We start from the raw sequence: 22,576 nt of genomic DNA, 5'->3' as shown, positions 1-22,576 counted from the left end.
GCCGTCTCACGAGGCCGACGCCATTGCGCGATTGCGCGTCCGCCCTTTGCCCTTCTGCCTGTTGCGTGCGATCGGCCGGTAGGAGCGATAGAGGATGAGCGCGATGATCAGCCCCACATAGATATATTGCTCGAGGTCGAGGATCTTGGTCGAGAGCGCGAAGTGCAACGCCCCGCAGGCGGCGATGATGTAGACGAGGCGGTGCAGCCAGATCMAGTTCTTGCCGAGGCGGCGGATCGAGAAATTGTTGGATGTCACCGCCAGCGGAATGAGCATCGCAAGGGCTGCCATGCCGAACATGATGAAGGGACGCTTCAGCACGTCGTTGATGACGGCGGCAATATCCATCGCCTGGTCGAGCACCATGTAGACGGTGAAATGCATCAGCGCGTAATAAAAGGTCAGCAGGCCAAGCGCGCGGCGATAGCGCAGATAGTTCCAGCCGAAGAGCTCACGGGCAGGGGAAACGGCAAGCGTCAGGATCAGAAAACGGATCGTCCAGAGCCCAAGGAAAAGCTCGAAGGTCTTGACCGGATCGGCGCCGAGCTGATCGGTCGCGCCGAGATAGAACGTCCAGGCCGCAGGCAAGAGCCCGACGACATAAAGCAGCCAGACCGAGGCGGGTTGCCAGCGCTTCGGGATGGTGAGCGACAGTTCCGCCATCAGAAATTCGCCTTCAGGTCCATGCCGGCATAAAGGCTTGCAACCTCGTCGGCATAGCCGTTGAAGGGCAGGGTGGGATGGCGGCTCGCGCCGAAGAAGCCGCTCTCGCCGATACGCCGTTCGCTGGCCTGGCTCCAGCGCGGATGGTCGACCTCAGGGTTGACGTTGGCGTAGAAGCCATACTCCTGCGCGTTGGTGACCTGCCAGGTATTCTTCGGCTGCTGATCGGTGAGCGTGATCCTGACGATCGACTTGATGCCCTTGAAGCCGTATTTCCACGGCACGACGAGGCGGATCGGCGCACCGTTCTGGTTCGGCAGCGTTTCGCCATAGAGCCCGACGGCCAGCAGCGTCAGCGGATGGCGCGCCTCATCCAGGCGCAGACCCTCGACATAGGGCCAGTCGAGTGACTGGAAGAAACCCTTCTGCCCAGGCATCTCCTCCGGCCGCACCACGGTTTCGAAGGCGACGTATTTGGCGCTGCCGAGCGGCTCGACCTTGTCGAGCAGCGACGCCAGCGGAAAGCCGTCCCAGGGGATGACCATCGACCAGGCCTCGACGCAGCGCATGCGATAGGTGCGCTCCTCGATCGGGAATTCCTTCATCAGCGCCTCGAGGTCGAAGGTGCCTGGCTTGTTGACCATGCCGTCGACCTTGATCGTCCAGGGCAGCGGCTTGAAATCGCCGGAAAGAGCTGCGGGATCGCCCTTGTCGAGGCCGAACTCATAGAAATTATTGTAGGTCGTGACGTCCTTGATCGGCGTCGCCTTCTCGTCGACCTTGTATTTGCTCTCAACGGCGGAGAGGGCCGCAGCACTCGCCTTGCCGGCGCTGTAGAGCGCCATGGCGCCAAGTGCTGCCGCGCCGAGGAATTCACGACGGCGCACATAGATCTGGCGTGGCGTGATCTCTGATGACGCGATCTTCGGTGGGCGATAGGTTGGCATGTCGAAATCTCCTCGGCGGATTTCTGCAATATAGTCTTTAAACGAACCGCCCGCATGTTCGGATGAGTGTCTAAGCCTTGAATATTACAGACGTGAAGCCAATTTTTTGTGTTCGGCCGTGATGGAATAGGCTGTAACGAAACGTCGCGCCGTACCGTATATGATCGATGGGCCTCATGGGGCTTGGCCCATGCGTACCGGATTTGGCCTTCGCGGTAGTGACAGCCCCCGTCGATTGGATTAGGACAATTCCAAAAAGCAGCGTTTGCCCGGCCCGCAGGCTCCATGCCGCCCGGCTTTGCCTGATAATTCCGACACGTTGAGGAAGACACCGATGCCAGCTTACCGTTCGAGAACCACGACCCATGGCCGCAACATGGCGGGCGCCCGCGGCCTTTGGCGCGCCACGGGCATGAAGGATTCGGATTTCGGCAAGCCGATCATCGCGGTGGTGAATTCCTTCACCCAGTTCGTGCCCGGTCACGTGCACCTGAAGGACCTCGGCCAGCTCGTTGCCCGCGAGATCGAGGCGGCTGGCGGTGTCGCCAAGGAATTCAACACGATCGCCGTCGATGACGGCATCGCCATGGGCCATGACGGCATGTTGTATTCGCTGCCCTCGCGTGAGCTCATCGCCGACAGCGTCGAATATATGGTCAATGCCCATTGCGCCGACGCCATGGTCTGCATCTCCAACTGCGACAAGATCACCCCCGGCATGCTGATGGCGTCGCTGCGCCTCAATATCCCGACAGTCTTCGTCTCGGGTGGTCCGATGGAAGCCGGCAAGGTTGTGCTGCACGGCAAGACGCATGCGCTCGACCTCGTCGATGCCATGGTCGCCGCAGCCGATGACAAGATCAGCGACGAAGACGTGCAGACCATCGAACGCTCTGCCTGTCCGACCTGCGGCTCCTGTTCCGGCATGTTCACCGCCAATTCGATGAACTGCCTGACGGAAGCGCTCGGCCTGTCGCTGCCCGGCAACGGCTCGACGCTCGCCACCCATCTCGACCGCAAGCGCCTCTTCGTCGAGGCCGGTCATCTGATTGTCGATCTCGCCCGCCGTTATTACGAGCAGGATGACGTCAAGGCGCTGCCGCGCACCATCGCCTCCAAGCAGGCCTTCGAGAATGCCATGACGCTCGATATCGCCATGGGCGGTTCCACCAATACGGTCCTGCACATTCTTGCCGCCGCCCATGAAGGCGAGATCGATTTCACCATGGCCGATATCGACGCGCTGTCGCGCCGCGTGCCGTGCCTGTCGAAGGTCGCACCCGCCAAGAGCGACGTGCATATGGAAGACGTCCACCGCGCCGGCGGCATCATGTCGATCCTCGGCGAACTCGACAAGGGCGGTCTCTTGAACCGCGATTGCCCGACCGTGCATGCCGAGACGCTGGGCGATGCGATCGATCGTTGGGATATCACCCGCACCAACAGCGAAACTGTTCGCAACTTTTATCGCGCCGCTCCCGGCGGCATCCCGACCCAGGTCGCCTTCAGCCAGGAAGCGCGTTGGGATGACCTCGACACCGACCGTGAGAACGGCGTCATCCGCTCGGTCGAGCATCCCTTCTCCAAGGATGGTGGTCTTGCCGTGCTCAAGGGCAACCTTGCGATCGACGGCTGCATCGTCAAGACGGCCGGCGTCGATGAATCGATCTTGAAATTCTCCGGCCCGGCTCGCGTCTTCGAAAGCCAGGATGCCTCCGTCAAGGCGATCCTCGCCAACGAGGTCAAGGCCGGCGACGTCGTCGTCATCCGCTACGAAGGCCCGAAGGGCGGCCCCGRCATGCAGGAAATGCTCTATCCGACGAGCTACCTGAAGTCGAAGGGCCTCGGCAAGGCCTGCGCGCTGATCACCGACGGCCGCTTCTCCGGCGGCACCTCCGGCCTCTCGATCGGCCATGCCTCGCCGGAAGCGGCAAATGGCGGCACGATCGGCCTGGTGCGCGAAGGCGACATGATCGATATCGACATCCCCAACCGCACGATCAGCCTGCGTGTCAGCGAAACCGAACTTGCCGCCCGCCGCGCCGAGCAGGACGCCAAGGGCTGGTACCCGGTCGAAGTCCGCAAGCGCAACGTCACGACCGCGCTGAAGGCCTACGCCGCCTTCGCAACGAGTGCCGATCGCGGCGCCGTGCGGGATCTGAACGCCCGCTGAGTCGCTCGAACCGAAGACCCCAGAGTCAGCTGCTTTTCCAACCGGTCGCTTCAGAGCATGATGCCGAAAAGTGTGAGCGGTTTTCGGACGACATCATGCTCTCACTCTATAATGTAGAACAGGATTCAGATTTTAGGCCGACCCGGCCTAAAATCATCCTGTTCTAGAGCGGCCGGTTGATGTTTTTATAGGTCTCGCCGAGCTGCTTCAGCCGCTCGTCATAGGTAGCCTTGATACAGGCCGCATCCGCTCCGCATTCCTGTCGCTTCTTCAGCCATGCCGTCTGCTCGTCCTGCAAGGTTCCGCGCGAGCCCATCGCCAGCAGGCCGGAGAGCAGCTCGAAGGTCGTCACCATCTTCACGTCGGCATCGTTGAGCGCGCGGTTGTCGCAGATCGCTTTTTCATCCGGCTTCAATTCTTTCGCATCGCAATCGAAGCTTGCTGCCTGTGCCAGGTTCGATGCAATGAGCAGGATCGCAAAGCCGAGGGCCGCTGTCGTCGTTCTTGTCGTGATCATTCCTATGTTCCTGTTGCCGCCGGTCAGGCGAGCTTGCGCAGTGCCAGAGCCAGGAAGATGATGCAGATGAGCCAGACGGCAAGGATGAAGATCAGTCCGACCCGGCTGGAGGGACGCTCAATGCGCCTTGTCGCCTCCGTACGAAGCTCGTTCATCACCTCTACTGGCACGAGCCGGATCGCCAGCATGATACCGAGCGGCACGATGAGAAGATCGTCGAGATAGCCGAGCATGGGGATGAAATCGGGGATGAGATCGACAGGCGACAGTGCGTAGGCAGCAACCGCACCGGCCACCGCTTTCGCATGCCACGGCACACGGGCGTCACGGGCGGCAAGCCACAATGCTATGATGTCACGCTTCAGTGACTTCGCCAAGACTTTGGCTTTTGATATCAGCTGCATGGCCGTACTTCCTGAATCAAATTCGCAATCGCTTCAAGTGGTACTTCCGCGACGTTTCGTTGCCTTATTCTTCCATGCTTCCGCCCTCTTTCCTTTCTAGCGTCGGGCGCTACAACGTTCCTCAAGAGGATTCAAAAGGAATACCCATGCAAGGCTTTTTTAAGCGCGCCTCCGTCTCGCTGTTCGCTCTGATGCTCGTCCTGCCGGCTGTCGCCCATGCGCAGACGGCAAAGACAGTGCCCGAAAGCCAGATGCAGATGCAGCTCTCCTTCGCGCCGCTCGTCAAACAGACGTCGGGCGCCGTCGTCAACGTTTATGCGGAAAAGATCGTCCAGCGGCAGTCGCCCTTTGCCGGCGATCCTTTCTTCGAGCAGTTTTTCGGCCAGCAGATGCCGAACCGTTCGGAGAAGCAGTCCTCGCTCGGTTCCGGCGTCATCGTCGAGGCGAACGGCACTGTCGTGACCAACAATCACGTCGTCGAAGGCGCCGATGACATCAAGATAGCGCTGTCGGATGGCCGCGAATTCCCCTGCAAGGTGGTGCTGCGCGACGACCGTGTCGATCTCGCCGTGCTGAAGATCGACACCAAGGAGAGCTTTCCGACATTGCCGATCGGCAATTCCGACGCGGTCGAGGTCGGGGATCTCGTGCTGGCGATCGGCAACCCCTTCGGCGTCGGCCAGACGGTGACGAGCGGGATCGTCTCAGCGCTTGCCCGCAACCAGGTGGTCAGAAACGAATTCGGCTTCTTCATCCAGACCGATGCCTCGATCAATCCCGGTAATTCCGGCGGCGCCTTGATGAACATGAAGGGCGAGCTGATCGGCATCAACACGGCGATCTTCTCGCGCGGCGGCGGCTCGAACGGTATCGGTTTCGCCATTCCTGCCAATCTGGTCAAGGTCTTCCTCACTTCCGCCGATGCCGGCGTCAAATCCTTCGAACGGCCCTATGTCGGCGCGAGCTTCGATGCCGTGACCTCGGAAGTGGCCGAGGCGCTGGGGCTGAACAAGGCCCGCGGCGCGCTCGTCGTCAAGGTCTCGGAAGGTGGGCCGGCGGCCAAGGCCGGGCTGAAGGCCGGCGAAATCGTCACCGCTGTCGACGGAATTTCCGTCGAACATCCCGATGCGCTGCTCTACCGGCTGACCACGGCCGGTCTCGGCAATTCGGTCAAGCTCACCGTCATCGAGAACGGCCGCGAGGAGCAACTGCCGCTGACGCTCGCCCGCGCCCCGGAAACCTCGCCGCGCGACCAGCGCACCATCGGCGGACGCACGCCGTTTAGCGGTGCCGTCGTCGAGAACCTGTCGCCGCGGGTCGCCGACGAGCTGCGCATGCCGCCGGAATCGGCGGGCGTCGTCGTATCCGAGGTGAAGGAGGATTCGCCTGCCGCCCGGCTCGGTTTCGAACCGAAGGATATCATCGTCTCGATCAACGGCACGGATGTGAAGTCGACCAGCGAACTGTCCGAGATCGCCGATAGCGACCCCGGCCTCTGGCGGGTCGAGATAGAGCGCGACGGCCAGCGCATCCGGCAATTCTTCCGATGAGCAACGATCTCTTCGCGCCGCGTGTTCCGGAGGAGGTTGCCGCCAGACGGCCGCTTGCCGACCGGCTGCGGCCGAAAACGCTTGCCGATGTCACCGGTCAGGAACACCTGACCGGTGAGGACGGCGTGCTGAAGAGGATGATCGAAAGCGGCTCGCTTGGCTCGATGATCTTCTGGGGTCCGCCCGGCACCGGCAAGACGACGGTGGCACGGCTGCTTTCGGGCGAGGCGGGGCTGGCCTTCGAGCAGATATCGGCGATCTTCTCCGGCGTCGCCGATCTGAAGAAGGTGTTCGAGACAGCCCGCCTGCGGCGTATGGACGGCCGTCAGACGCTGCTCTTCGTCGATGAGATCCATCGTTTCAACCGCGCCCAGCAGGACAGTTTCCTGCCCGTCATGGAGGATGGCACCGTCATCCTCGTCGGCGCCACCACCGAGAACCCTTCCTTCGAGCTCAACGCCGCTCTGCTGTCGCGTGCCCGTGTGCTCACCTTCACGTCGCATGACGAAGAGAGCCTCGAGGAACTGCTGAAGCGTGCCGAGGCGATCGAGCAGAAGCCGCTGCCGCTGACGGAGGATGCCCGCGTCAGCCTGATCCGCATGGCCGACGGCGACGGCCGCGCGGTGCTGACGCTCGCCGAAGAAGTCTGGCGCGCGGCGCGCGAAGGCGAGAGCTTCGACACAGAAGGCCTGACGCGCATCGTCCAGCGCCGTGCCCCGGTCTACGACAAGGCGCAGGATGGCCACTACAATCTGATCTCGGCACTGCATAAATCCGTACGCGGCTCGGATCCCGATGCCGCGCTCTACTATCTCGCCCGCATGTTCGATGCAGGCGAGGACCCGCTCTATCTCGGCCGGCGGCTGGTGCGCATGGCGGTGGAGGATATCGGTCTTGCCGATCCGCAGGCGCTGGTGATCTGCAACGCCGCCAAGGATGCCTATGAGTATCTCGGCTCGCCGGAAGGCGAACTGGCGCTGGCGCAAGCCTGCGTCTATCTCGCCACCGCGCCGAAATCGAACGCCGTCTATACCGCCTTCAAGGCTGCCACTCAGGCCGCCAAGCAGAACGGCTCGCTGCTGCCGCCGAAGCATATCCTCAATGCGCCGACCAAGCTGATGAAGGGCGAGGGGTACGGCGACGGCTATCGATACGACCACGATGAGCCGGATGCCTTTTCCGGCCAGGATTATTTCCCGGAGAAGATGGGACGCCAGATCTTCTACGATCCGCCGGAACGCGGCTTCGAGCGCGATATTCGCAAGCGGCTGGAATGGTGGGCAAAACTTCGCAAGGAGCGTAATCCGCCCTGAAACCTGGCGAACCTCAGGAAGCGCGCGGCGTCTTCTGATTTGCCGGCGCGGCGATCACCTTGACGGAAGATTCCGCAAGCCCGTGATGACCTTCCATATCGACGATGACATGCCAGTGGCCGCTTTCCGGAACGGCGATCTTGATCGGCGATTTGCGTGCCACGCCGCCGATATATTTGAAATCGAGAACCTCGGTGAACCGCTGGAAATTCGGGGCCGTCATCAGGCGGACATTGTTCACCGCATTCAACGACACCTCGATAATCGTTCCGGCGCGTTGTTCCTTGAGATCGTATTGGGTGAAGCGGAAATTCGGTTTCATCGGTCTCGTGGCGTCTGAAGTCTCTGCGACGCGATTTTACCAGCATGTCGGTTAAGGAAAAGTTGGAGCTCGGCCTTTCAGCTGATGTCTTCGTTCTCCGCCTCAGAGCGCGCCGAGAACGACATAGAGTTCGACGCAGGCGAGCACCACGCCAAAGACGATCAGCGCCTGGGCGGTGCGCTTCTCGCGCATCTGCCTATTGCCGCGGGTGATCCTGTGTGGGCGAGGGAACTGAAAACCGGAGGACATGACATGTCGCATGGCATTTGACCTTTGCAGCGATGGCGAAAGTCTACTGCTGCGGGCGATAGGAAATCCATTCGGAGCGGGGCACGGAAATATAGGAATGGCATAAAGGCCGATGCGAGAAATTTCGAAGCGTGATGTCGGAAAGACACGAGCACCGCCGTCCTTGCGGTATCGATGCAAACACGGAGCAAGGACATGTCGAAGATGACGCTGATTTCGATGATCGCAACGGCTGCCGCATTTCTGGCCGCGCCCGATATGGCGAGTGCCGACGGTACCGCGCCGGCGACTGAGGAGAAGAAGGCTGCAGCGCCGATTGTCAGGAAGGGAAGTCTGCCGGTAAACGGTATCGATTATTATTATGAGATCCGCGGCGAGGGCGAGCCGCTGCTGCTGCTTCACGGTGGCCTCGGGCAGATCGAGATGTTCGCGCCCGTCATGCCTGTTTTCACCGACCACCGGCAGGTGATCGCCGTCGATCTGCAGGGCCATGGCCGCACGCCCCTCGGCACGCGGCCGATCGAACTTCCGGCCATCGGCGCCGACCTTGCGATCCTGGTGAAGCAACTCGGCTACGACAGGGTCGACGTCTTCGGCTATTCCTTCGGCGGCGGGGTGGCTTTGAACATGGCGGCGAACGCGCCCGACCGGGTGCGCCGGCTGGTGATACTGTCGGCGCCCTATGCGCAGAACGGCTTCTTCCCGGAGATGCTGCCGCAGCAGGCGGCCGTCGGCGCCGCTATGGCCGACATGATGAAGGACACGCCGATGTTCCTCTCCTACAAGGCGGTGGCGCCCGACGTTTCGGAGTTTCCGAAGCTGCTCGACGCCATGGGCGCGCTGATGCGCGAACCAAACGACTATGGCGACGCGGTCGCGAAGCTCACCATGCCGGTCATGCTGATCTATGGCGATGCCGACATGATCCGCCCCGAGCACATGATTGACTTCTACCATAAGCTCGGCGGCGGCCTGCGTGATGCGGGCTGGATGCGGGAGAACATGTCGAAGAACCGGCTGGCGATCCTGCCTGATCTCACCCATTACGAGACTTTCGCCTCGCCCCTTATGGCGAATATGGCAATGACCTTTCTCGATGGCGGCGGCAAGGCGCCGAACTGGGCCGAGCAGGTCGGAAAGTAAGGGAAGGCGGCCGGGCTTTCCCGGCCGCCTTTCCTCTGCGGTCAGCTGCCGCGCTGGTTTTCCCGATCCAATTGCGTCACCAGCGCCAGGATCGTTTCCGAAACCGGCGTCGGCACGGCAATCAGACGTCCAAGCGCCACCACCATGCCGACCAGCGGCGTGATTTCGAGCGCCTTGCCACCGATCAGATCCTGCAGCATCGACGTGCGCACGGCACCGATATGGCGCGATTGTTCGAGCCGCTGCTCGACGGTCATGCTGAAACGCGCGCCCAAGGCCTCGCCGACAGCGCGGACCTCGTTCATCACTTTGCCGACTGTGGTCGAAAGTGATGGATCTGCCATGATGTCAGTCATCAGCGCCCTGGTCAGCGCGCTGATCGGGTTGAAGGCGGTATTGCCCATCAGCTTGCTCCAGATCTCGTCGCGGATAACAGGCGTCGTCGTGATGTTGAGGCCGGCGTCGGTCAGCACCGCGGCGATCGCCTCGAGATCGGGCGAGATCTCGCCCGAGGGCTCGCCGAGCACGAAGCGGCCGTTGTTGGCAAGCTGGATCTCGCCGGGATTGATCACCTCTGCGCCTTGATAAGCGACGCAGCCGATGACGCGTTCCGGCCCGATCAGCCGCCAGAGCCTGCCGCCGGGATCGAGTTCGTCGAACTGCAGTTCGGCATGCCGGCTTTGGGTATCGCGGTGAAAATACCACCACGGAATGCCGTTAAGGATCATGACGACGCGGGTGCCCTCCTTGAGGAGGCCTGCAATGCCTTCGGCGGCAGGCGCCAGCTGATGCCCCTTGAGGCCGGTGATGACGAGATCCTGTGGCGGCAATGTGCTGGGATCGTCGGTCGCAGTCAGGCGGACGTTGATTGGCCTATCCGCATCGGCTTCGCGCAGGCTGAGACCGTTGTCGCGGATGGCGTCGAGATGGGCTCCACGCGCGACGACGGAGATGGTGGCGTCGTTTCTGGCTTGGCTCGCAAGCTTGGCGGCGATAGCGCCGCCGAGTGCCCCGGCGCCATAGATGCAGATGGACTTGATGGACATACTCGCCTCTTCATGGTGGTGATCGAACCTAGATCTAGGTCATTCCAGGCGTGAGGCGAATGCTAATTTGCCGCATGATGCGCTTTCCTGCGGTCACAGCGGCGCTGCCGCCGGATCCCCGAGATCGGGGATCCGGCGGACAGTGCCCGGTCTTCAGGCCGAGGTCGTTGCATCGCTCGGAAAATCCGTGGACAGAGCGAGCTGGCGCCAGGTGGCAAGTTCCTTTTCAACGCTGACATGCTGCTGCTCGATCATTGCCACCGTGTCGCTGCCGAACGGCATCCGCAGCGGCGGATTGGCCGAGTTGACCATCGTCATGATGCCGGTGGCGAGCCTCGCGGGATTGCCGGGCTGGGCATGGTTGGCGTCGGCGGCGAAACTGCGCATGTTGCCGGCCGGCGTGCCTTCGTAATCGGCGATGGAGGCCGGGCTGATCGCCAGCGACGTGTCGGCGAGGAAGTCGGTGCGGAAGAAGCCGGGCTCGACGATCGTCACCTTGATGCCGAAAGGTTCGAGTTCGGCGGCCATCGATTCGGACAAGCCTTCGACGGCGAACTTCGTCGAGCCATAGACGCCCCAGCCGGGATAACCGAAGTAACCGCCGATCGAGGAAAAGTTCAGGATGTGGCCGGAGCGCTGGCGGCGCATATAGGGCAGCACGGCTCGCGTCACCTTCAGGAGCCCGAAGACGTTCGTGGCATAGAGCCTTTCGATCTCTTCGGCAGTGGCTTCCTCGACAGCGCCGAGCAGGCCGTAGCCGGCATTGTTGGCGAGAACGTCGATGCGGCCGAAGCGGGCGATGCCGGCAGCCGCGGCCTCCTTGGCCTGCGCCTCATTGGTGACGTCGAGCGCGACGGCAAGCAGGTTCGGATGATCATCGAACTGCTCGGTCACGGTTTTCGGGTTGCGGGCGGTGGCGATGACGGCATCGCCTGATGCAAGGGCTTCCTTGGTCATCAGCGCGCCGAAGCCGCGGGATGCACCAGTGATGAACCAGACTTTCATGACGAATTCCTCTCGATGTGTTCGGTTGGCGTCGCATCTCTGTGCCGACGGGTTGAATTTGACCGAAAATCCGTTGCTGTATAAGATTTGTTATTCTTGAAACTATGATGATTGTAGTTCAGCAATGCGAGCCACCGAACTGTCCGAACTTGCGGCCTTCGCGGCTGTCGCGCGGCATAAGAGCTTTCGCAAGGCGGGTGAGGAGCGGGGCGTCACCGCTTCCGCAATCAGTCACGCCGTGCTCAATCTCGAAGACCGGATCGGTATTCGCCTGCTCAACCGCACGACGCGCAGCGTCTCGCTGACGGAAGCCGGCGAACTGTTGATCTCGCATCTCGATCCGGCCTTCGGCGAGATGGCAGCAGCGCTCGATGCTCTGAACCGCTACCGCGACACGCCGTTCGGCAAGGTGAGGATCAATGTGCCGAACTCGATCGGCCCCTTCGTCATCGGCCGCATCATCGGCCCATTGCTCAAAAGCAATCCCAATCTGCAATTGGAGATCAACGCGACCGATAGGCTGGTCGATATCGTCAAGGAGGGCTTCGATGCCGGCATCCGCTTCGGCGAGCGCGTCACCGAGGGCATGATCGCGCTGCGCATCAAGCCACGCATCCGTTTGGTTGTCGTCGGTTCGCCCGCCTATTTCGAGACCCGGCCGAAGCCGGCGACACCCCACGAACTCAAGCGTCATCTTTGCATCCAGAACATGTTTCCGTCAGGTGCGCGCTATGCCTGGGAATTCGAGAAGGATGGCCAGACGGTGAGCTTCCAGCCGAGCGGACCGCTGTCGCTCGACGATCACGAGCTGATGATGCAGGCAGCGCTTGGTGGCGTCGGCCTTGCCTATATCTGGGAGCCGCGCGTGGAGAAGGCGATCGCCAGCGGCGAGCTGATTAAGGTGCTGGACGACTGGTGCCAGCCGGAGGAGCCGCTCTATCTCTACTATCCGAGCCGTCGCCACATGTCGGCGGGTTTCAGGGCAGTCATCGACGCGATGAGAGCCGAGTAAAAAGGTCGGGATTCGCATCCGTCACCCTTTTGACTCCGACGCCTGAACTGGCCAAAGATGCTGGCATGGCCGTCATGGCCCGCATCATCGGGAGAGGTTGATGAACTGTCAGATTTTGCCAACTGCCAATCGAAGGGGACCAAAGCGGCCCAGCGGTCTATTTCCCGCATTGGCTGCGCTTTTGCTGCTCGCCTCGGCGGCGGTCGGGCAGGACATCGGACCGCAAAGCCAAATCTCGCGCCAGCAGGTCGAAAAATTCATCGGCCTGTGGAAAGATCACTTTGCCGGTGCCGATAGCCTGCAGCAGCGGCGGACAGCCTTCAGGACGCTGATGGAGACGACGCCGGGGCCGACGCGCATCCAGGTTCGGCAGGTCGATGCCGACGGCGTCGATGCCGAGCTGATGTGGCCCGCGCGTCTTCATCACCCGATCGGCCAAAGGGTGATCCTCTATATTCATGGCGGCGGCTTTTCCAGCGGCTCGATCCGCACGCACAGCCTGCTCGCGGGATCTCTCGCCAAGGCCGCGTCCAGCGACGTTCTTCTCGTCGAATATCGGCTGATGCCCGAATATGCTTATCCCGCGCAGATCAACGACGCGCTGACGGCCTATCGTTGGCTTCTCGACAACGGCTATCGCGACGAGAACATCATCGTCGCCGGAGATGGCGCCGGCGGCAATATCGCGATCGAGACGGTGCTGCGGCAGATGCAGGCGGCGAAACCGCTGCCGGCGGCCGTAATTGCCCTGAGCCCCATCACCGATCTTGCCGCGACGGGCGGCTCGATGACATCAAATGCCGGAAACGACCCACTGCTCGGCAAGGCTGAGATCGAGACGCTGCGCAAGACTTATCTCCTCAGCCGGTCTCCGACCGATCCCCAGGCATCACCGCTCTATGCCGACATGACCGGCTTTCCGCCGCTGCTGCTGCAGGTCGGCTCCGGTGAGGTCCTGCTGGACGACACGCTACGGCTTGCCGACAAGGCGCGCCAGGCGGGGGTGGATGTTACCACCGAGGTCTGGCCGGGCATGCCCCATCAGTGGCAGCTGTTTCCCTCGCTGCTCGACGATGCCGATCGGTCGAGCCAGAATATCGCCGAGTTTGCGATCCGGCATTTTGCGGACAAACCGCAGGAATAGGGGCCGCAGGACCAGGCGTCCTGGCGCCTCCGTCATCGCATCATTGCGCGCGAGACGGTGACGGCGCCAGAGGACGCTCGACCTCTCGGCCGACGCTGAGCGTCTTTCGCACATTCGGCTCCAGCCGCTCGATATAGGCATGGTCGGGTGCAGCACCCAGCGCATCCAGCATTTTCGAGAAGAAACACCGGGCCGCTGCCGCCGCCGTGACGTCGAAGACATCGGCATCGCTCAGCCCGTGTTTTTTCAGCCCATCTATATCCTGCTGCGTGACCGATGTCGCATCGCGCGCCACCTTGGCGGCAAAGGCCATGATAGCGCGCTCGCCGGCATCGATAGGCGCCTTTTCCGTCTCGTTGACGACAGCCGTCAGCCCGTCGCTGGTGAAACCCTCGCGCAGCAGCACCGAGCCGTGCGCCAGCATGCAATACGAGGATTTGAGCTCCTTGGCCGCCGCCAGCGTCACCAGTTCGTAGCGCCGCAAGCTCATATGGCCGCGAATGCTCGAAAGCAGCGCCGCCCAGCTCTCCATCACCTCCGGCCGATGGCCGAAGGCCCGGTACATGTTCGGCAGATAACCATAATTCGCCTCGGCCGACGCATACATCGACGTCGTCTTCTCGCTGGCGGATGCATTGGGGGTGTGAATGAAAGCCATGGCATGATCCTCCTCTATTGTGAGAAGGATAGGGTAGATATGCAGGACAGCAATCCTGAAATATCAGGCAGCATCACTGCTCGCAGAAGCGTTACCACTTCTCTTGATGGGAAGGGTTACGGTAAACGTCGATCCGCATCCTCTTGCGCTTCGAACCTCTATCGAGCCGCTATGTAGTTCAACGATCTGCTTCACCAGGTTGAGGCCGATACCCGTTCCGGCAATCCCGGTCGACGTCCGGGCACGAAAGTAGCGCTGGAACAGCCGGGGCACGTCTTCGGCATCGATCCCCACTCCATCATCGCTGATCGAAACTTTGACGTTTCCCGTCTCTGTCCATGCCGTAACGCGAATTTCGGAGGTTCCGGGCGCGTACTTGACGGCATTGGAAAGCAGGTTGGTAAAGACCTGTGCCAAAGTGCGGGGATCGCCATCGATGAACTCCGGCAGCTCATCGATATTCAAGACGAAGCTGTGCGACTTTGCGATCGTCGACTGCCGCTCGCAACAGGTTTTTATCAATGATCTCAATGTGCAGGCGTCGTAGCTGATATCGATCTTGCCGGTATCGAGGCGTCCGGCTGACAGGATGCTCTCCATGAGATCGACGATCCGGTTCACCGATGCGCGGATTTGATCGACCTTGTCGCTGAGAAATTCGGGCTCTAACGCCCCCCTCTTTCGCAGCAGCCGCTGGGCTGCAGCGTCGATGATTGCAAGCGGCGTCCTGAATTCATGCGATGCCATCGCCACGAATTGCCGCTGCAATTCGTTGATGTTCCGCTCCTGCGCCAGCATGCGCTCGAGTTCCAGCGCCTGCCGCTCGACTTCCGCCGTGCGGCTCTTAACCGTCGCTTCGAGCTGATCGTGATGCCGGCGCAGCTCTTCCGCCAGCCGGACGGTCTTGGTGACGTCCTCATGGGTGGCCACRTATCCACCGTTTTGCATCGGATTGTGAGTGATCTTGATAACGCGCCCATCGGCCAGGACGATGTTCTGGCTGGCCGGCGCACCACGGACTGTCGCTTCAAAGACCACGTCAAAATAGGTCGTGGTATCGGCGGGGCCATTTCCCTCCCGGCTGCGATAGGCCAGGATATCCACAAGCGGCGTTCCCGGTTGCGTCAGAAGGTCCGGCAGATTGTACATCCGCGCGTAGGAGGCGTTGCACAATATCAGGTTCTTGGTCGAATCGAACATGCACAGCCCATGTGGCATGTTGCTGAGGGCTGCGTCGAACCGGCGATGTTGTTCGGTCAGGCTGTCTTCGACCCGAATGAGGGTCGAGATGTCTTCGTAACTGAGGATCCAGCCTCCATCCCTCGATGGGGCGCAGGTCAATGAGACCATCCCTCCGTCGGAAAGGGCAAACTGAGACGTGGGCTGTCCACCGGCCATCGCCCGCCGGGATGCCACTGCACGGCAGTCTGCGGTGCCCGGCAATCCGTCGATATTCATGCCTTTGCGGATGGCTCCTTGCGGAAGGCCGAGAATGTCCAGCGTGCGGGAATTGAAAGCCGTCACCGTACCGGCAGGATCAAGCAGAACGATGCCCTGAGGCAGGCTCTCCAGAATGGATTCAAACGAGTGTGGCATCATCCGGCCCTGCTTCAGATCTGGCGCGTTGCACGTATCCGTAGCATTCGTCAGAAACGATAAAGTTTCGCTAATGTCTATTGCCGGGACTTCCTCGACGGAAACCTGGAGCACACGCCTGGTCCGGAATTCTTCTGTCGTTTGCGATAGGCGAACCAGCGTTCAAGCGGAAGCTGCTTTGCTTCTGCCGGCAGGCTGCTGCGAGCCGTATGTCGACTTCAGATGGAATGCCAGGCTGAGCAGCAGATAGTCGTCCTTGTTGTCGATGTCCTTGCCCATCAAATGCTGCGCCCGCTGCAGCCTTTGATAGAGGGTGTTGGTGTGTATGCCGAGGGAGGCCGCTGCCTTGGAAGCCGATTTCCCGCTCTCGATGTAGATTTCCAGCGTCCTCAGAAGGGCGTCGCCATTCGCCTCTTTCTCGATTGGAGCAAGTATCTGATCTGCAAATTCGAGGATATCGGCAGCGGATTGCTTGCGCAGCAGTCTGTCGATGCCGGTCTCGCTGTGCACAAGAATGCCCGCACGATGTCTCATGCTCATGAGATGGGCGGCCTCGACAGCCTGATTGGCCGCTTCGGGATAACGATGGGGCGCGCTTTGCATCAGGCTTGCCCCGCACCGCCATCCTTCCGCAGTTGCCTTGTCTCCGATGGGTTCCAGATTCTTCCGCAGGGCTTCCTCGGTGGCAGCGCAGAACAGCAGGAAGACGCCTTCGTCCGTATAGAACGACAATTGGTTCTGGATCGTCGCCGCCCTCAACGCCTGCTGAAGCGTTCTCTGCAGGAACAGGCTCTGGTTCTGGGCGCTCTCCTGCTCATGCCTGACAAAGATGATCTGGCAATATTTCTTGATCTGAAAGCCGAACCGGACGGCTCCACCCGAGGTGACGAGATCATCCCTTCCCAAGGCCTCGAAGTGCTTCCGTCTCTTACTGTTGAGGATGTCGTCCTGTGACGCGCTGCGGACAATTTCGAGCGCTACGAAAGCGGACACCACGCCCAGGATCGCAGCGGAATAGCTTGCATTGTCACCGCGCTCGAAATGAAAGCTTCCGACGACGTCGTCGGCGACACGGACGGGCTGCACGGATAGGTCCTCTCTCTGTGATAGGCTACCGTCGAAGAGCCCGACCGGCATGTCCTCCGTGGCCTTCGGCTCTTTCCATTCCCTGGACACGAACGTCGTTCCAAAAATATCGGCGTAGTGGAAGTCGATGCCGTAATGCGTCGCGATCTCCTCGAGATGTTCGCCAAGTGGCCGGTGGCGCGTAAAGATGGAGAGGATGTCGTCGTGGGCCGAAAGCGAGCGCGCTAGCTCCGCGTTGCGCCTTTCGATCTCCAGCCGCATCCGGTTGATACTTTCATTCGACCGGACGGCCAGCTCGTAGGCCTGCGACTTCTTATAGGCGATGGCGAGCTGCGTCGCCACGGCTGCAAGCAGGCTGACGCTGAATTCACCATAGGCGGACCCCGGCCGAAACGACATGACCGTCAGCGTTCCCAGCGTCGTCGTGTCCGTCTTGATGGGAACGCAGATAAGGCTATGTGAGATACCCTGTTCGGACAGGAAGCGAACGTTTGGCGCACGCAGGTTTGCATGAGCATCTCTGATATCTTCTGGCGAGTTCAGCAGGACGGGTGTTCCGGTCGAGAACACGCTGCCGGCGATCGATTCTTGAGGCGTGACGCGATAATTGTAATAATCGTCGTCGAAACCGACCTGCGATACTGGAATGAGCAGACCCGACGCCTCGTCGTAAAGTCTGAGTACGCCCGCGTCGCTCTCGGCTATCACACTCAGCGTCTGTTCGATCGCGTTGACGTTGATCTCGTTCGGATCGAGTGAATCGAGGACATTGCGATTGATGGCGTTCATGGCCCGAACCGCGCGGTTCTGAAAGCGAATGACTGCGCTAAGCACGATCTTCTGTAGGCGGGCGAAGACGGTTTCATAGTGGGCGCCGGGAATCCGCACCTCGCAGACGGCGCCTGCAAAATAGGAAATATCGGCGGTCAATATGGCATCGTCCTCGTCGCGGTCGTGGCTGAAGGTGATCGTAGGTTCCGACGCGTCGGTGTCCGGAATCGTCGGTCGACCCGAAGCTCGCCGCCAGCTTACGAGCGGTCGGCTCGACAAAAGCAAAAGCGAACTCTCGATTTCGTCCATGATCGTCATGTGGCAACCCTGTGTCTTTTCACACAAATAAACTGAATATGATGTGTGTTTCAACATCCAAAAACGGCTGCTCACATATTAAGCATGTTTTATAAACGCTCAAAAGGGGAGCATTCCATGCTTAGTCAAATCAAGCGCAGGCACATCATTGTCGCGATGCTGTTCATCTGCTGGGTCGTCGGCTTCCTCGACAAGACCGCGATCAACATCGCCATCATTCCGATCGTCGACGAGTTCCACCTGACCTCCGAACAGTCCGGGATGATCATCAGCGCATTCTTTCTCGCATACTCTCTGACGCAGCTCGTCGGCGGATATCTTGTCGATCGGCTGGGAACCCGCTCGGTCTTGACCTCGGCAGTCGGCATCTGGTCGCTCGGCACGATCGCATGCGGCGCGGTCGGCTCCGCCATGGGGCTGGCCGTGTCACGCGCTCTGGTCGGCATGGGCGAGGCTGTCTTCCCGGCGGGAAGCTCCGTCGCCATAACCGACAACTTCAAAAAGGAGAGCATGGCGAGACCGAAATCGGTCATTCAGTCGGGAGCGTCCGTGGGCTTTGCCGTCGGCTCGATCGTCACCACGGCGTTGATCGCCTACTTCAACTGGCGTGTCATGTTCGTCACCCTCGGCCTGATCGGATTGGTTCTTGCAATCCTGCTTTATCTGGTCATGAAACCAATGGTCCGCACTGCTCCGGTATCCGCCGGGCCGAAGGCGACAAAGTCGGAAAAAGCCCGGATCACGGCTCTGCTCAAGAATTCGCTGACCTGGAAGATCGCCCTCTGCTACTTCTTCACCAACATCGTGTTTTGGGGTCTTCAGTCCTGGCTCCCGTCCTATTGGGTGAAGGTCAAGGGCATGAGCATGATGTCGATGGGCGCATACTCGGCAATCCCGCCGGCCGTTGGTTTCCTGTCTTTCCTCTTCTCCGGCTGGCTGCTCGACCGCTATTTCCATAAGAAGGAGAAATACGTCATCTGCATCGGCGCCCTGGTGTCGGCAGCGTTCATCTATCTGATGGCCTACACCACATCCATTCCGCTGGCCTTCTTCTATCTGACGGTTTCAAACGTGTTCCTGAACGCGATCTCGATCAGCGTGTTCGTGACGATCATGAAGCACTACCCCAGTCATTCGGTGGGGACCGCCACGGGCCTGATCAATTCCCTGGCCCAGATCGGATCGTTCGCCTCGCCGACAGCGATCGGCGCCATCCTGCACGCTACGGACCAGAACTATCAGACGGCCTTCCTGGCGATCATCGGCTGCGCTGTCGTGACCCTCGCCGTGGCGGCGACGCTTCCGACCGGAAGCACGGACGAACTGGTCGCAGATCAACCAATTCCAGGACTCGTGAAATGACATATATCGACATCATCGAGCGTGTTGTCGCCGACAAGGCGGAAGGGCTGCGGTCGGCAGCCAATGAAATCTGGTCCTTCGCCGAAATCCGATATGAAGAGTATAAGTCGGCAGCACTCCTGGCCGACCTTCTCGAAGCGGAGGGATTCGCTGTCGAGCGTCGGGCCGGAGGAATCGAGACGGCTTTCGTCGCAAGCTGCGGTAAGGGACAGCCCGTCGTGGCGATCCTGGGCGAGTTCGATGCGCTTCCCAATCTCAGCCAGGAGGGCGACGTCGCAGGATACAAGCCAGTCGTCCCCGGCGGTAACGGTCATGGATGCGGACATAATCTGCTGGGCGTCGGTTCGCTCGCCGCCGCCATGGCGCTTAAAGCCTGCAAGGACGAGCTCGGGCTTGCCGGTACGGTCCGCTTCTACGGCTGTCCTGCCGAAGAAGGCGGCGGCGGAAAGGCCTTCATGGCCCGCGAGGGATTGTTCGATGGCGTCGACGTCGCCTTCACATGGCACCCGTGGGATGAGAACCTCGCCTACCATGCAAGAATGCTGGCGACGAACCAGGTCTATTTCACTTTCCGTGGTGTGAGTGCACATGCGGGCTTCGAGCCCCATCTCGGGCGAAGCGCGCTCGATGCAGTCGAGCTGATGAATGTCGGGGCAAATTTCCTGCGCGAGCACATCGTCCAGGACGGCAGAATTCACTATGCGATAACGGATACCGGCGGAAAAGCGCCCAATGTCGTGCAGTCGCAGGCCGAAGTACTCTACAAGGTCCGCGCGCCGCTGATGGATCAGGTGCGGGACATCACCGAACGGGTCAAGGACGTGGCGCGGGGCGCGGCTCTGATGACGGGAACGGAGGTCGAAATCACCTTCGATGCAGCCTCCGCCGACCTCATACCGAACGCCACGTTGGCAGGTATGATTCACCAGGAGCTCGACAAGATCGGCGGAGCGTCCTTCTCGAACAGCGAGAAAGAGTTCGCGGCGGAGATCCAGAGGACTTTTCCGAGGGACGTTCAAGCTCGCATCGAGAAGCGCGGGACGATCCTCTCCGGACATGTCAACGAACTCGTAGAAAAGCCGACGTTTCTGCACGGTTCGACCGACGTTGGCGACGTCAGCTGGATCGTTCCCACCGGACAGGTCTATATGGCGACATCAGCCTACGGAACGCCTCCACATAGCTGGCAGATGGTTGCGCAGGGAAAGACCTCCTACGCTCATAAAGGAATGCTCCAKGCCGGCAAAGTGATGGCCGCCGCCGCCGCCAGGTGTCTCCAGGACAGCGAGTTGATCGGCCGGGCGAAGCAGGAGCACGTTAGGGAACTCGGAGGCACTTCTTACAAGCCTCTCATTCCGCTCGAGACGAAACCGATGAAGGTCCGCTAGGCAATGCGGACGGTTATGTGAGCCATGGAATAGTTGCGGCGAGGAACGGCGAGGGGACTTCAGCCGAGTTTGGCCAATTGCTCGTCTAGAAGGTCAAGGCTGTCCTCTTCGACTTCGTTGACGTCACTTGGCATGGGCTCGCCGGTCTCCTGGTAAACAAGCCAGGCGACGTACATGGTTGCTGTCGTCAGCGCGTTCCAGCCGTCTTCGCTGGGCTTTCCCACGACCTCAGAGAGCCGACGAAGCGTCCCGCGCTCATCGTCGCTGTAGATAAGATCGGAGAAGTCTCGGCCAGTCAGGCGTCCGCCATCACCCCAAGTGCGGATTGCCGCTAAGGCGGCTTTGGCTTCGGGCGCGTGAGGTTCGGCGCGCTCGATTTGTGCGACCAAAGACGCGGCGATGGCTGCCAAGCGCCGCGCCTGTTCGCGTGGCGGCAGAACGGTCAGCTCGGCGCGCAATTTCATGTCACCATGGTCTCCACTGGGCTGTCGCAACGTCTATTAACACAGAATAGAAGCCCTTCCTGCTTTTGCCGGAAGGTCCGCCGATTGCGCCGCATTGATCGCTTCGACGGAAATGCCGGGCGAGCCTGAATCTTCCACATCTTTGCTGCCAACGCATCGGGCGATCGTGCGCCACGCACGATTTTGAAGATCGAAAAATATCAACATATGCCTCTCAGTCATAGTCGTCTCTTAGATCGTTCCAATTTTTAGAGCGAGATTCCGGCAGTAGGGGAGGCGGAATTTTGCATAGATGCACCTGATGGATAGCAGTTCATATAAATTCGCTTGACAGAATTGGAACGTTCCAAATATCTAAGCAATCATTCGACGTTGGCGTCGGGAGGAAGACGTGACAAAGGCGCGGGTAACCGTCATCGACATTGCGAAGGCCGCAGGCGTCTCCAAATCGACGGTTTCGCTGGTGCTTCAGGGCTCCTCCCTGGTCAATGAGGGGACGCGTGCCAAGGTCAATGCGGTGATGCGCGAGCTGGGCTACGTCTACAATCGCGGCGCAGCCAATCTTCGCCAAGCCAGTGCCAAATCGAGGATCATCGGGGTCGTCGTGAACGACCTGACGAACAGCTTCTTCGCGGAACTGGCGGTCGGCGTCGATATGGTCGTTCAGTCGGCCGGATTTGTGCAGTTCCTGTCGAACACCAGCGAGAGCATCGACAGGCAGCGCGAGGTTGTCGCATCGATGCGGGAACATGGCATTTCGGGGCTCATCGTGTCGCCGGCGCGCGCCACCGATGCCGCAGACTTCAAGCCGCTTGTCGCCGCAGGGATTCCGGTGGTGGTCGTCGTCAGAAACCTGCCTGGTGCCAAGGTCTCGTCCGTCGTCTCCGACAACCAGGCTGGCATGATGTCCGCGGTCAAGCACCTGGCGGAACTCGGTCACAAGCGCATCGCTTTTCTCGGCGGCTTTCCCGACACCGCTGTCTTCGACGACCGCCTTGCCGGTTACCGAAGCGGCATGGAGGCAGCCGGGCTCGACTATCACCAAGAACTTGTCATCTCGTCGGCGCCTTCGCGAGCCGGCGGGGTGGAGGCGATCGGAAAAGCAATCGTTCTTGCTGACAAACCCTCAGCAGCCGTCTGCTTCAACGATGCCGTAGCCTTCGGTGTTTGCGACGGATTGCGTGCGCGCCGACTGGAACCCGGCTCCGACTTCGCGGTCGTGGGTTTCGACGACGTCATCGAGGCTCAGGCGGCGGTTCCGGCGCTCACGACGGTCTCGGTCGATCCGCAGGGCATCGGGCGCCGCGGCGCGCAGCTGCTTCTGAAGCAGATCAATGCGGGCAAGGCCGAGGCGGAGACGGTGACAACAGCGGTTCGGCTGGTTGTTCGCGAGAGCTGCGGAGCCCGCAAGAGCGTAAAAATCGAAACAGGACTCTGAGTAAGGC

22 protein-coding genes are annotated in these 22,576 nt (G+C 60.7%); 9 read left to right on the top strand and 13 right to left on the bottom strand.

What is annotated here, in order from left to right; genetic code table 11:
* Nucleotides 1-6 precede the first annotated feature (6 nt).
* On the bottom strand, nt 7-663 hold the full coding sequence (gene msrQ, locus AC1ECN_RS25155) for a protein-methionine-sulfoxide reductase heme-binding subunit MsrQ (RefSeq protein WP_477954419.1): 657 nt from the start codon (nt 661-663) through the stop codon (nt 7-9).
* Nucleotides 663-1,610, bottom strand: a complete 948-nt coding sequence (msrP, locus tag AC1ECN_RS25150; RefSeq protein WP_024320558.1) for a protein-methionine-sulfoxide reductase catalytic subunit MsrP — start codon at nt 1,608-1,610, stop codon at nt 663-665. Before msrP ends, msrQ begins: the two co-directional genes overlap by 1 nt.
* A gap of 334 nt (nt 1,611-1,944) precedes the next feature.
* On the opposite strand from msrP, the gene ilvD reads away from it, so the two are divergent.
* Nucleotides 1,945-3,783 carry a dihydroxy-acid dehydratase gene (gene ilvD / locus AC1ECN_RS25145; RefSeq protein ID WP_477954418.1) on the top strand — a complete coding sequence of 613 codons (1,839 nt, stop codon included), beginning with the start codon at nt 1,945-1,947 and terminating at the stop codon, nt 3,781-3,783.
* 163 nt (nt 3,784-3,946) lie between these two features.
* Here the strand turns inward: ilvD and AC1ECN_RS25140 are convergent, their stop codons facing one another.
* Together AC1ECN_RS25140 and AC1ECN_RS25135 are read right to left on the bottom strand one after the other, a co-directional pair.
* A complete protein-coding gene (locus AC1ECN_RS25140; protein ID WP_018072628.1) occupies nt 3,947-4,300 on the bottom strand; it encodes a lysozyme inhibitor LprI family protein in 354 nt (117 codons plus the stop codon).
* A 23-nt stretch (nt 4,301-4,323) separates the two neighbouring features.
* Entirely contained in the window at nt 4,324-4,704 is a 381-nt protein-coding gene (locus AC1ECN_RS25135; RefSeq protein WP_130661376.1) for a YkvA family protein, read from the bottom strand.
* Between the two features lie 146 nt (nt 4,705-4,850).
* Between AC1ECN_RS25135 and AC1ECN_RS25130 the strand changes: the two genes are divergently transcribed.
* A complete protein-coding gene (locus AC1ECN_RS25130) occupies nt 4,851-6,254 on the top strand; it encodes a DegQ family serine endoprotease (RefSeq protein ID WP_018072630.1) in 1,404 nt (467 codons plus the stop codon).
* Nucleotides 6,251-7,567 carry a replication-associated recombination protein A gene (locus AC1ECN_RS25125; RefSeq protein ID WP_024320559.1) on the top strand — a complete coding sequence of 439 codons (1,317 nt, stop codon included), beginning with the start codon at nt 6,251-6,253 and terminating at the stop codon, nt 7,565-7,567. The genes AC1ECN_RS25130 and AC1ECN_RS25125 overlap by 4 nt, the downstream gene beginning before the upstream one ends.
* Nucleotides 7,568-7,580: 13 nt before the next feature.
* On the opposite strand, the gene AC1ECN_RS25120 is transcribed toward AC1ECN_RS25125, so the two are convergent.
* Nucleotides 7,581-7,889 (bottom strand): DUF1883 domain-containing protein, encoded by a 309-nt coding sequence (locus tag AC1ECN_RS25120; RefSeq protein WP_130661377.1) that lies wholly within the window; start codon nt 7,887-7,889, stop codon nt 7,581-7,583.
* 102 nt (nt 7,890-7,991) lie between these two features.
* Entirely contained in the window at nt 7,992-8,138 is a 147-nt protein-coding gene (locus tag AC1ECN_RS25115; protein WP_165418840.1) for a hypothetical protein, read from the bottom strand.
* A gap of 195 nt (nt 8,139-8,333) precedes the next feature.
* Between AC1ECN_RS25115 and AC1ECN_RS25110 the strand changes: the two genes are divergently transcribed.
* On the top strand, nt 8,334-9,281 hold the full coding sequence (locus tag AC1ECN_RS25110; protein WP_024320560.1) for an alpha/beta fold hydrolase: 948 nt from the start codon (nt 8,334-8,336) through the stop codon (nt 9,279-9,281).
* A gap of 41 nt (nt 9,282-9,322) precedes the next feature.
* Here the strand turns inward: AC1ECN_RS25110 and AC1ECN_RS25105 are convergent, their stop codons facing one another.
* Both AC1ECN_RS25105 and AC1ECN_RS25100 read right to left on the bottom strand, forming a co-directional pair.
* Nucleotides 9,323-10,327, bottom strand: a complete 1,005-nt coding sequence (locus tag AC1ECN_RS25105; protein ID WP_018072633.1) for a ketopantoate reductase family protein — start codon at nt 10,325-10,327, stop codon at nt 9,323-9,325.
* 153 nt (nt 10,328-10,480) lie between these two features.
* A complete protein-coding gene (locus tag AC1ECN_RS25100) occupies nt 10,481-11,332 on the bottom strand; it encodes an oxidoreductase (protein WP_130655216.1) in 852 nt (283 codons plus the stop codon).
* A gap of 124 nt (nt 11,333-11,456) precedes the next feature.
* Here AC1ECN_RS25100 and AC1ECN_RS25095 point away from each other — a divergent pair, with 124 nt between their 5' ends.
* Both AC1ECN_RS25095 and AC1ECN_RS25090 read left to right on the top strand, forming a co-directional pair.
* Nucleotides 11,457-12,344, top strand: a complete 888-nt coding sequence (locus AC1ECN_RS25095) for a LysR family transcriptional regulator (RefSeq protein ID WP_064245865.1) — start codon at nt 11,457-11,459, stop codon at nt 12,342-12,344.
* Between the two features lie 169 nt (nt 12,345-12,513).
* Nucleotides 12,514-13,488 (top strand): alpha/beta hydrolase, encoded by a 975-nt coding sequence (locus AC1ECN_RS25090; protein WP_197727574.1) that lies wholly within the window; start codon nt 12,514-12,516, stop codon nt 13,486-13,488.
* A 40-nt stretch (nt 13,489-13,528) separates the two neighbouring features.
* Here the strand turns inward: AC1ECN_RS25090 and AC1ECN_RS25085 are convergent, their stop codons facing one another.
* From AC1ECN_RS25085 to AC1ECN_RS25075, 3 genes are all read right to left on the bottom strand, one after another.
* On the bottom strand, nt 13,529-14,146 hold the full coding sequence (locus tag AC1ECN_RS25085; RefSeq protein WP_018072637.1) for a carboxymuconolactone decarboxylase family protein: 618 nt from the start codon (nt 14,144-14,146) through the stop codon (nt 13,529-13,531).
* 63 nt (nt 14,147-14,209) lie between these two features.
* Complete coding sequence (locus AC1ECN_RS25080; protein WP_018072638.1) at nt 14,210-15,745, bottom strand: sensor histidine kinase; 1,536 nt, start codon at nt 15,743-15,745, stop codon at nt 14,210-14,212.
* Between the two features lie 159 nt (nt 15,746-15,904).
* Nucleotides 15,905-17,917 (bottom strand): helix-turn-helix domain-containing protein, encoded by a 2,013-nt coding sequence (locus AC1ECN_RS25075; protein ID WP_130725852.1) that lies wholly within the window; start codon nt 17,915-17,917, stop codon nt 15,905-15,907.
* Between the two features lie 117 nt (nt 17,918-18,034).
* On the opposite strand from AC1ECN_RS25075, the gene AC1ECN_RS25070 reads away from it, so the two are divergent.
* Nucleotides 18,035-19,279, top strand: a complete 1,245-nt coding sequence (locus tag AC1ECN_RS25070) for an MFS transporter (RefSeq protein WP_130672366.1) — start codon at nt 18,035-18,037, stop codon at nt 19,277-19,279.
* Entirely contained in the window at nt 19,276-20,667 is a 1,392-nt protein-coding gene (locus tag AC1ECN_RS25065; RefSeq protein WP_477954411.1) for an amidohydrolase, read from the top strand. Before AC1ECN_RS25070 ends, AC1ECN_RS25065 begins: the two co-directional genes overlap by 4 nt.
* A gap of 59 nt (nt 20,668-20,726) precedes the next feature.
* Here the strand turns inward: AC1ECN_RS25065 and AC1ECN_RS25060 are convergent, their stop codons facing one another.
* Nucleotides 20,727-21,131, bottom strand: a complete 405-nt coding sequence (locus AC1ECN_RS25060) for an Imm6 family immunity protein (RefSeq protein ID WP_130672368.1) — start codon at nt 21,129-21,131, stop codon at nt 20,727-20,729.
* Between the two features lie 36 nt (nt 21,132-21,167).
* Complete coding sequence (locus tag AC1ECN_RS25055; RefSeq protein ID WP_165406126.1) at nt 21,168-21,338, bottom strand: hypothetical protein; 171 nt, start codon at nt 21,336-21,338, stop codon at nt 21,168-21,170.
* Nucleotides 21,339-21,522: 184 nt separating this feature from the next.
* Here AC1ECN_RS25055 and AC1ECN_RS25050 point away from each other — a divergent pair, with 184 nt between their 5' ends.
* Nucleotides 21,523-22,569, top strand: a complete 1,047-nt coding sequence (locus AC1ECN_RS25050) for a LacI family DNA-binding transcriptional regulator (RefSeq protein WP_130672369.1) — start codon at nt 21,523-21,525, stop codon at nt 22,567-22,569.
* Nucleotides 22,570-22,576: the final 7 nt, after the last annotated feature.

Source organism: Rhizobium sp. 01N447_2 (genome assembly GCF_056399245.1).
The sequence above is the reverse complement of the archived record's forward strand: the minus strand, read 5'-3'. Positions and strand labels throughout refer to the sequence as shown.

What these genes read in the sequence shown, in the direction of transcription:
- msrP (WP_024320558.1), bottom strand. Translation starts at nt 1,610, where the DNA reads ATGCCAACCTATCGCCCACCGAAGATCGCGTCATCAGAGATCACGCCA.
- AC1ECN_RS25140 (WP_018072628.1), bottom strand. Translation starts at nt 4,300, where the DNA reads ATGATCACGACAAGAACGACGACAGCGGCCCTCGGCTTTGCGATCCTG.
- AC1ECN_RS25135 (WP_130661376.1), bottom strand. Translation starts at nt 4,704, where the DNA reads ATGCAGCTGATATCAAAAGCCAAAGTCTTGGCGAAGTCACTGAAGCGT.
- AC1ECN_RS25130 (WP_018072630.1), top strand. Translation starts at nt 4,851, where the DNA reads ATGCAAGGCTTTTTTAAGCGCGCCTCCGTCTCGCTGTTCGCTCTGATG.
- AC1ECN_RS25125 (WP_024320559.1), top strand. Translation starts at nt 6,251, where the DNA reads ATGAGCAACGATCTCTTCGCGCCGCGTGTTCCGGAGGAGGTTGCCGCC.
- AC1ECN_RS25120 (WP_130661377.1), bottom strand. Translation starts at nt 7,889, where the DNA reads ATGAAACCGAATTTCCGCTTCACCCAATACGATCTCAAGGAACAACGC.
- AC1ECN_RS25115 (WP_165418840.1), bottom strand. Translation starts at nt 8,138, where the DNA reads ATGTCCTCCGGTTTTCAGTTCCCTCGCCCACACAGGATCACCCGCGGC.
- AC1ECN_RS25110 (WP_024320560.1), top strand. Translation starts at nt 8,334, where the DNA reads ATGTCGAAGATGACGCTGATTTCGATGATCGCAACGGCTGCCGCATTT.
- AC1ECN_RS25105 (WP_018072633.1), bottom strand. Translation starts at nt 10,327, where the DNA reads ATGTCCATCAAGTCCATCTGCATCTATGGCGCCGGGGCACTCGGCGGC.
- AC1ECN_RS25100 (WP_130655216.1), bottom strand. Translation starts at nt 11,332, where the DNA reads ATGAAAGTCTGGTTCATCACTGGTGCATCCCGCGGCTTCGGCGCGCTG.
- AC1ECN_RS25095 (WP_064245865.1), top strand. Translation starts at nt 11,457, where the DNA reads ATGCGAGCCACCGAACTGTCCGAACTTGCGGCCTTCGCGGCTGTCGCG.
- AC1ECN_RS25085 (WP_018072637.1), bottom strand. Translation starts at nt 14,146, where the DNA reads ATGGCTTTCATTCACACCCCCAATGCATCCGCCAGCGAGAAGACGACG.
- AC1ECN_RS25075 (WP_130725852.1), bottom strand. Translation starts at nt 17,917, where the DNA reads ATGACGATCATGGACGAAATCGAGAGTTCGCTTTTGCTTTTGTCGAGC.
- AC1ECN_RS25070 (WP_130672366.1), top strand. Translation starts at nt 18,035, where the DNA reads ATGCTTAGTCAAATCAAGCGCAGGCACATCATTGTCGCGATGCTGTTC.
- AC1ECN_RS25060 (WP_130672368.1), bottom strand. Translation starts at nt 21,131, where the DNA reads ATGAAATTGCGCGCCGAGCTGACCGTTCTGCCGCCACGCGAACAGGCG.
- AC1ECN_RS25055 (WP_165406126.1), bottom strand. Translation starts at nt 21,338, where the DNA reads ATGTTGATATTTTTCGATCTTCAAAATCGTGCGTGGCGCACGATCGCC.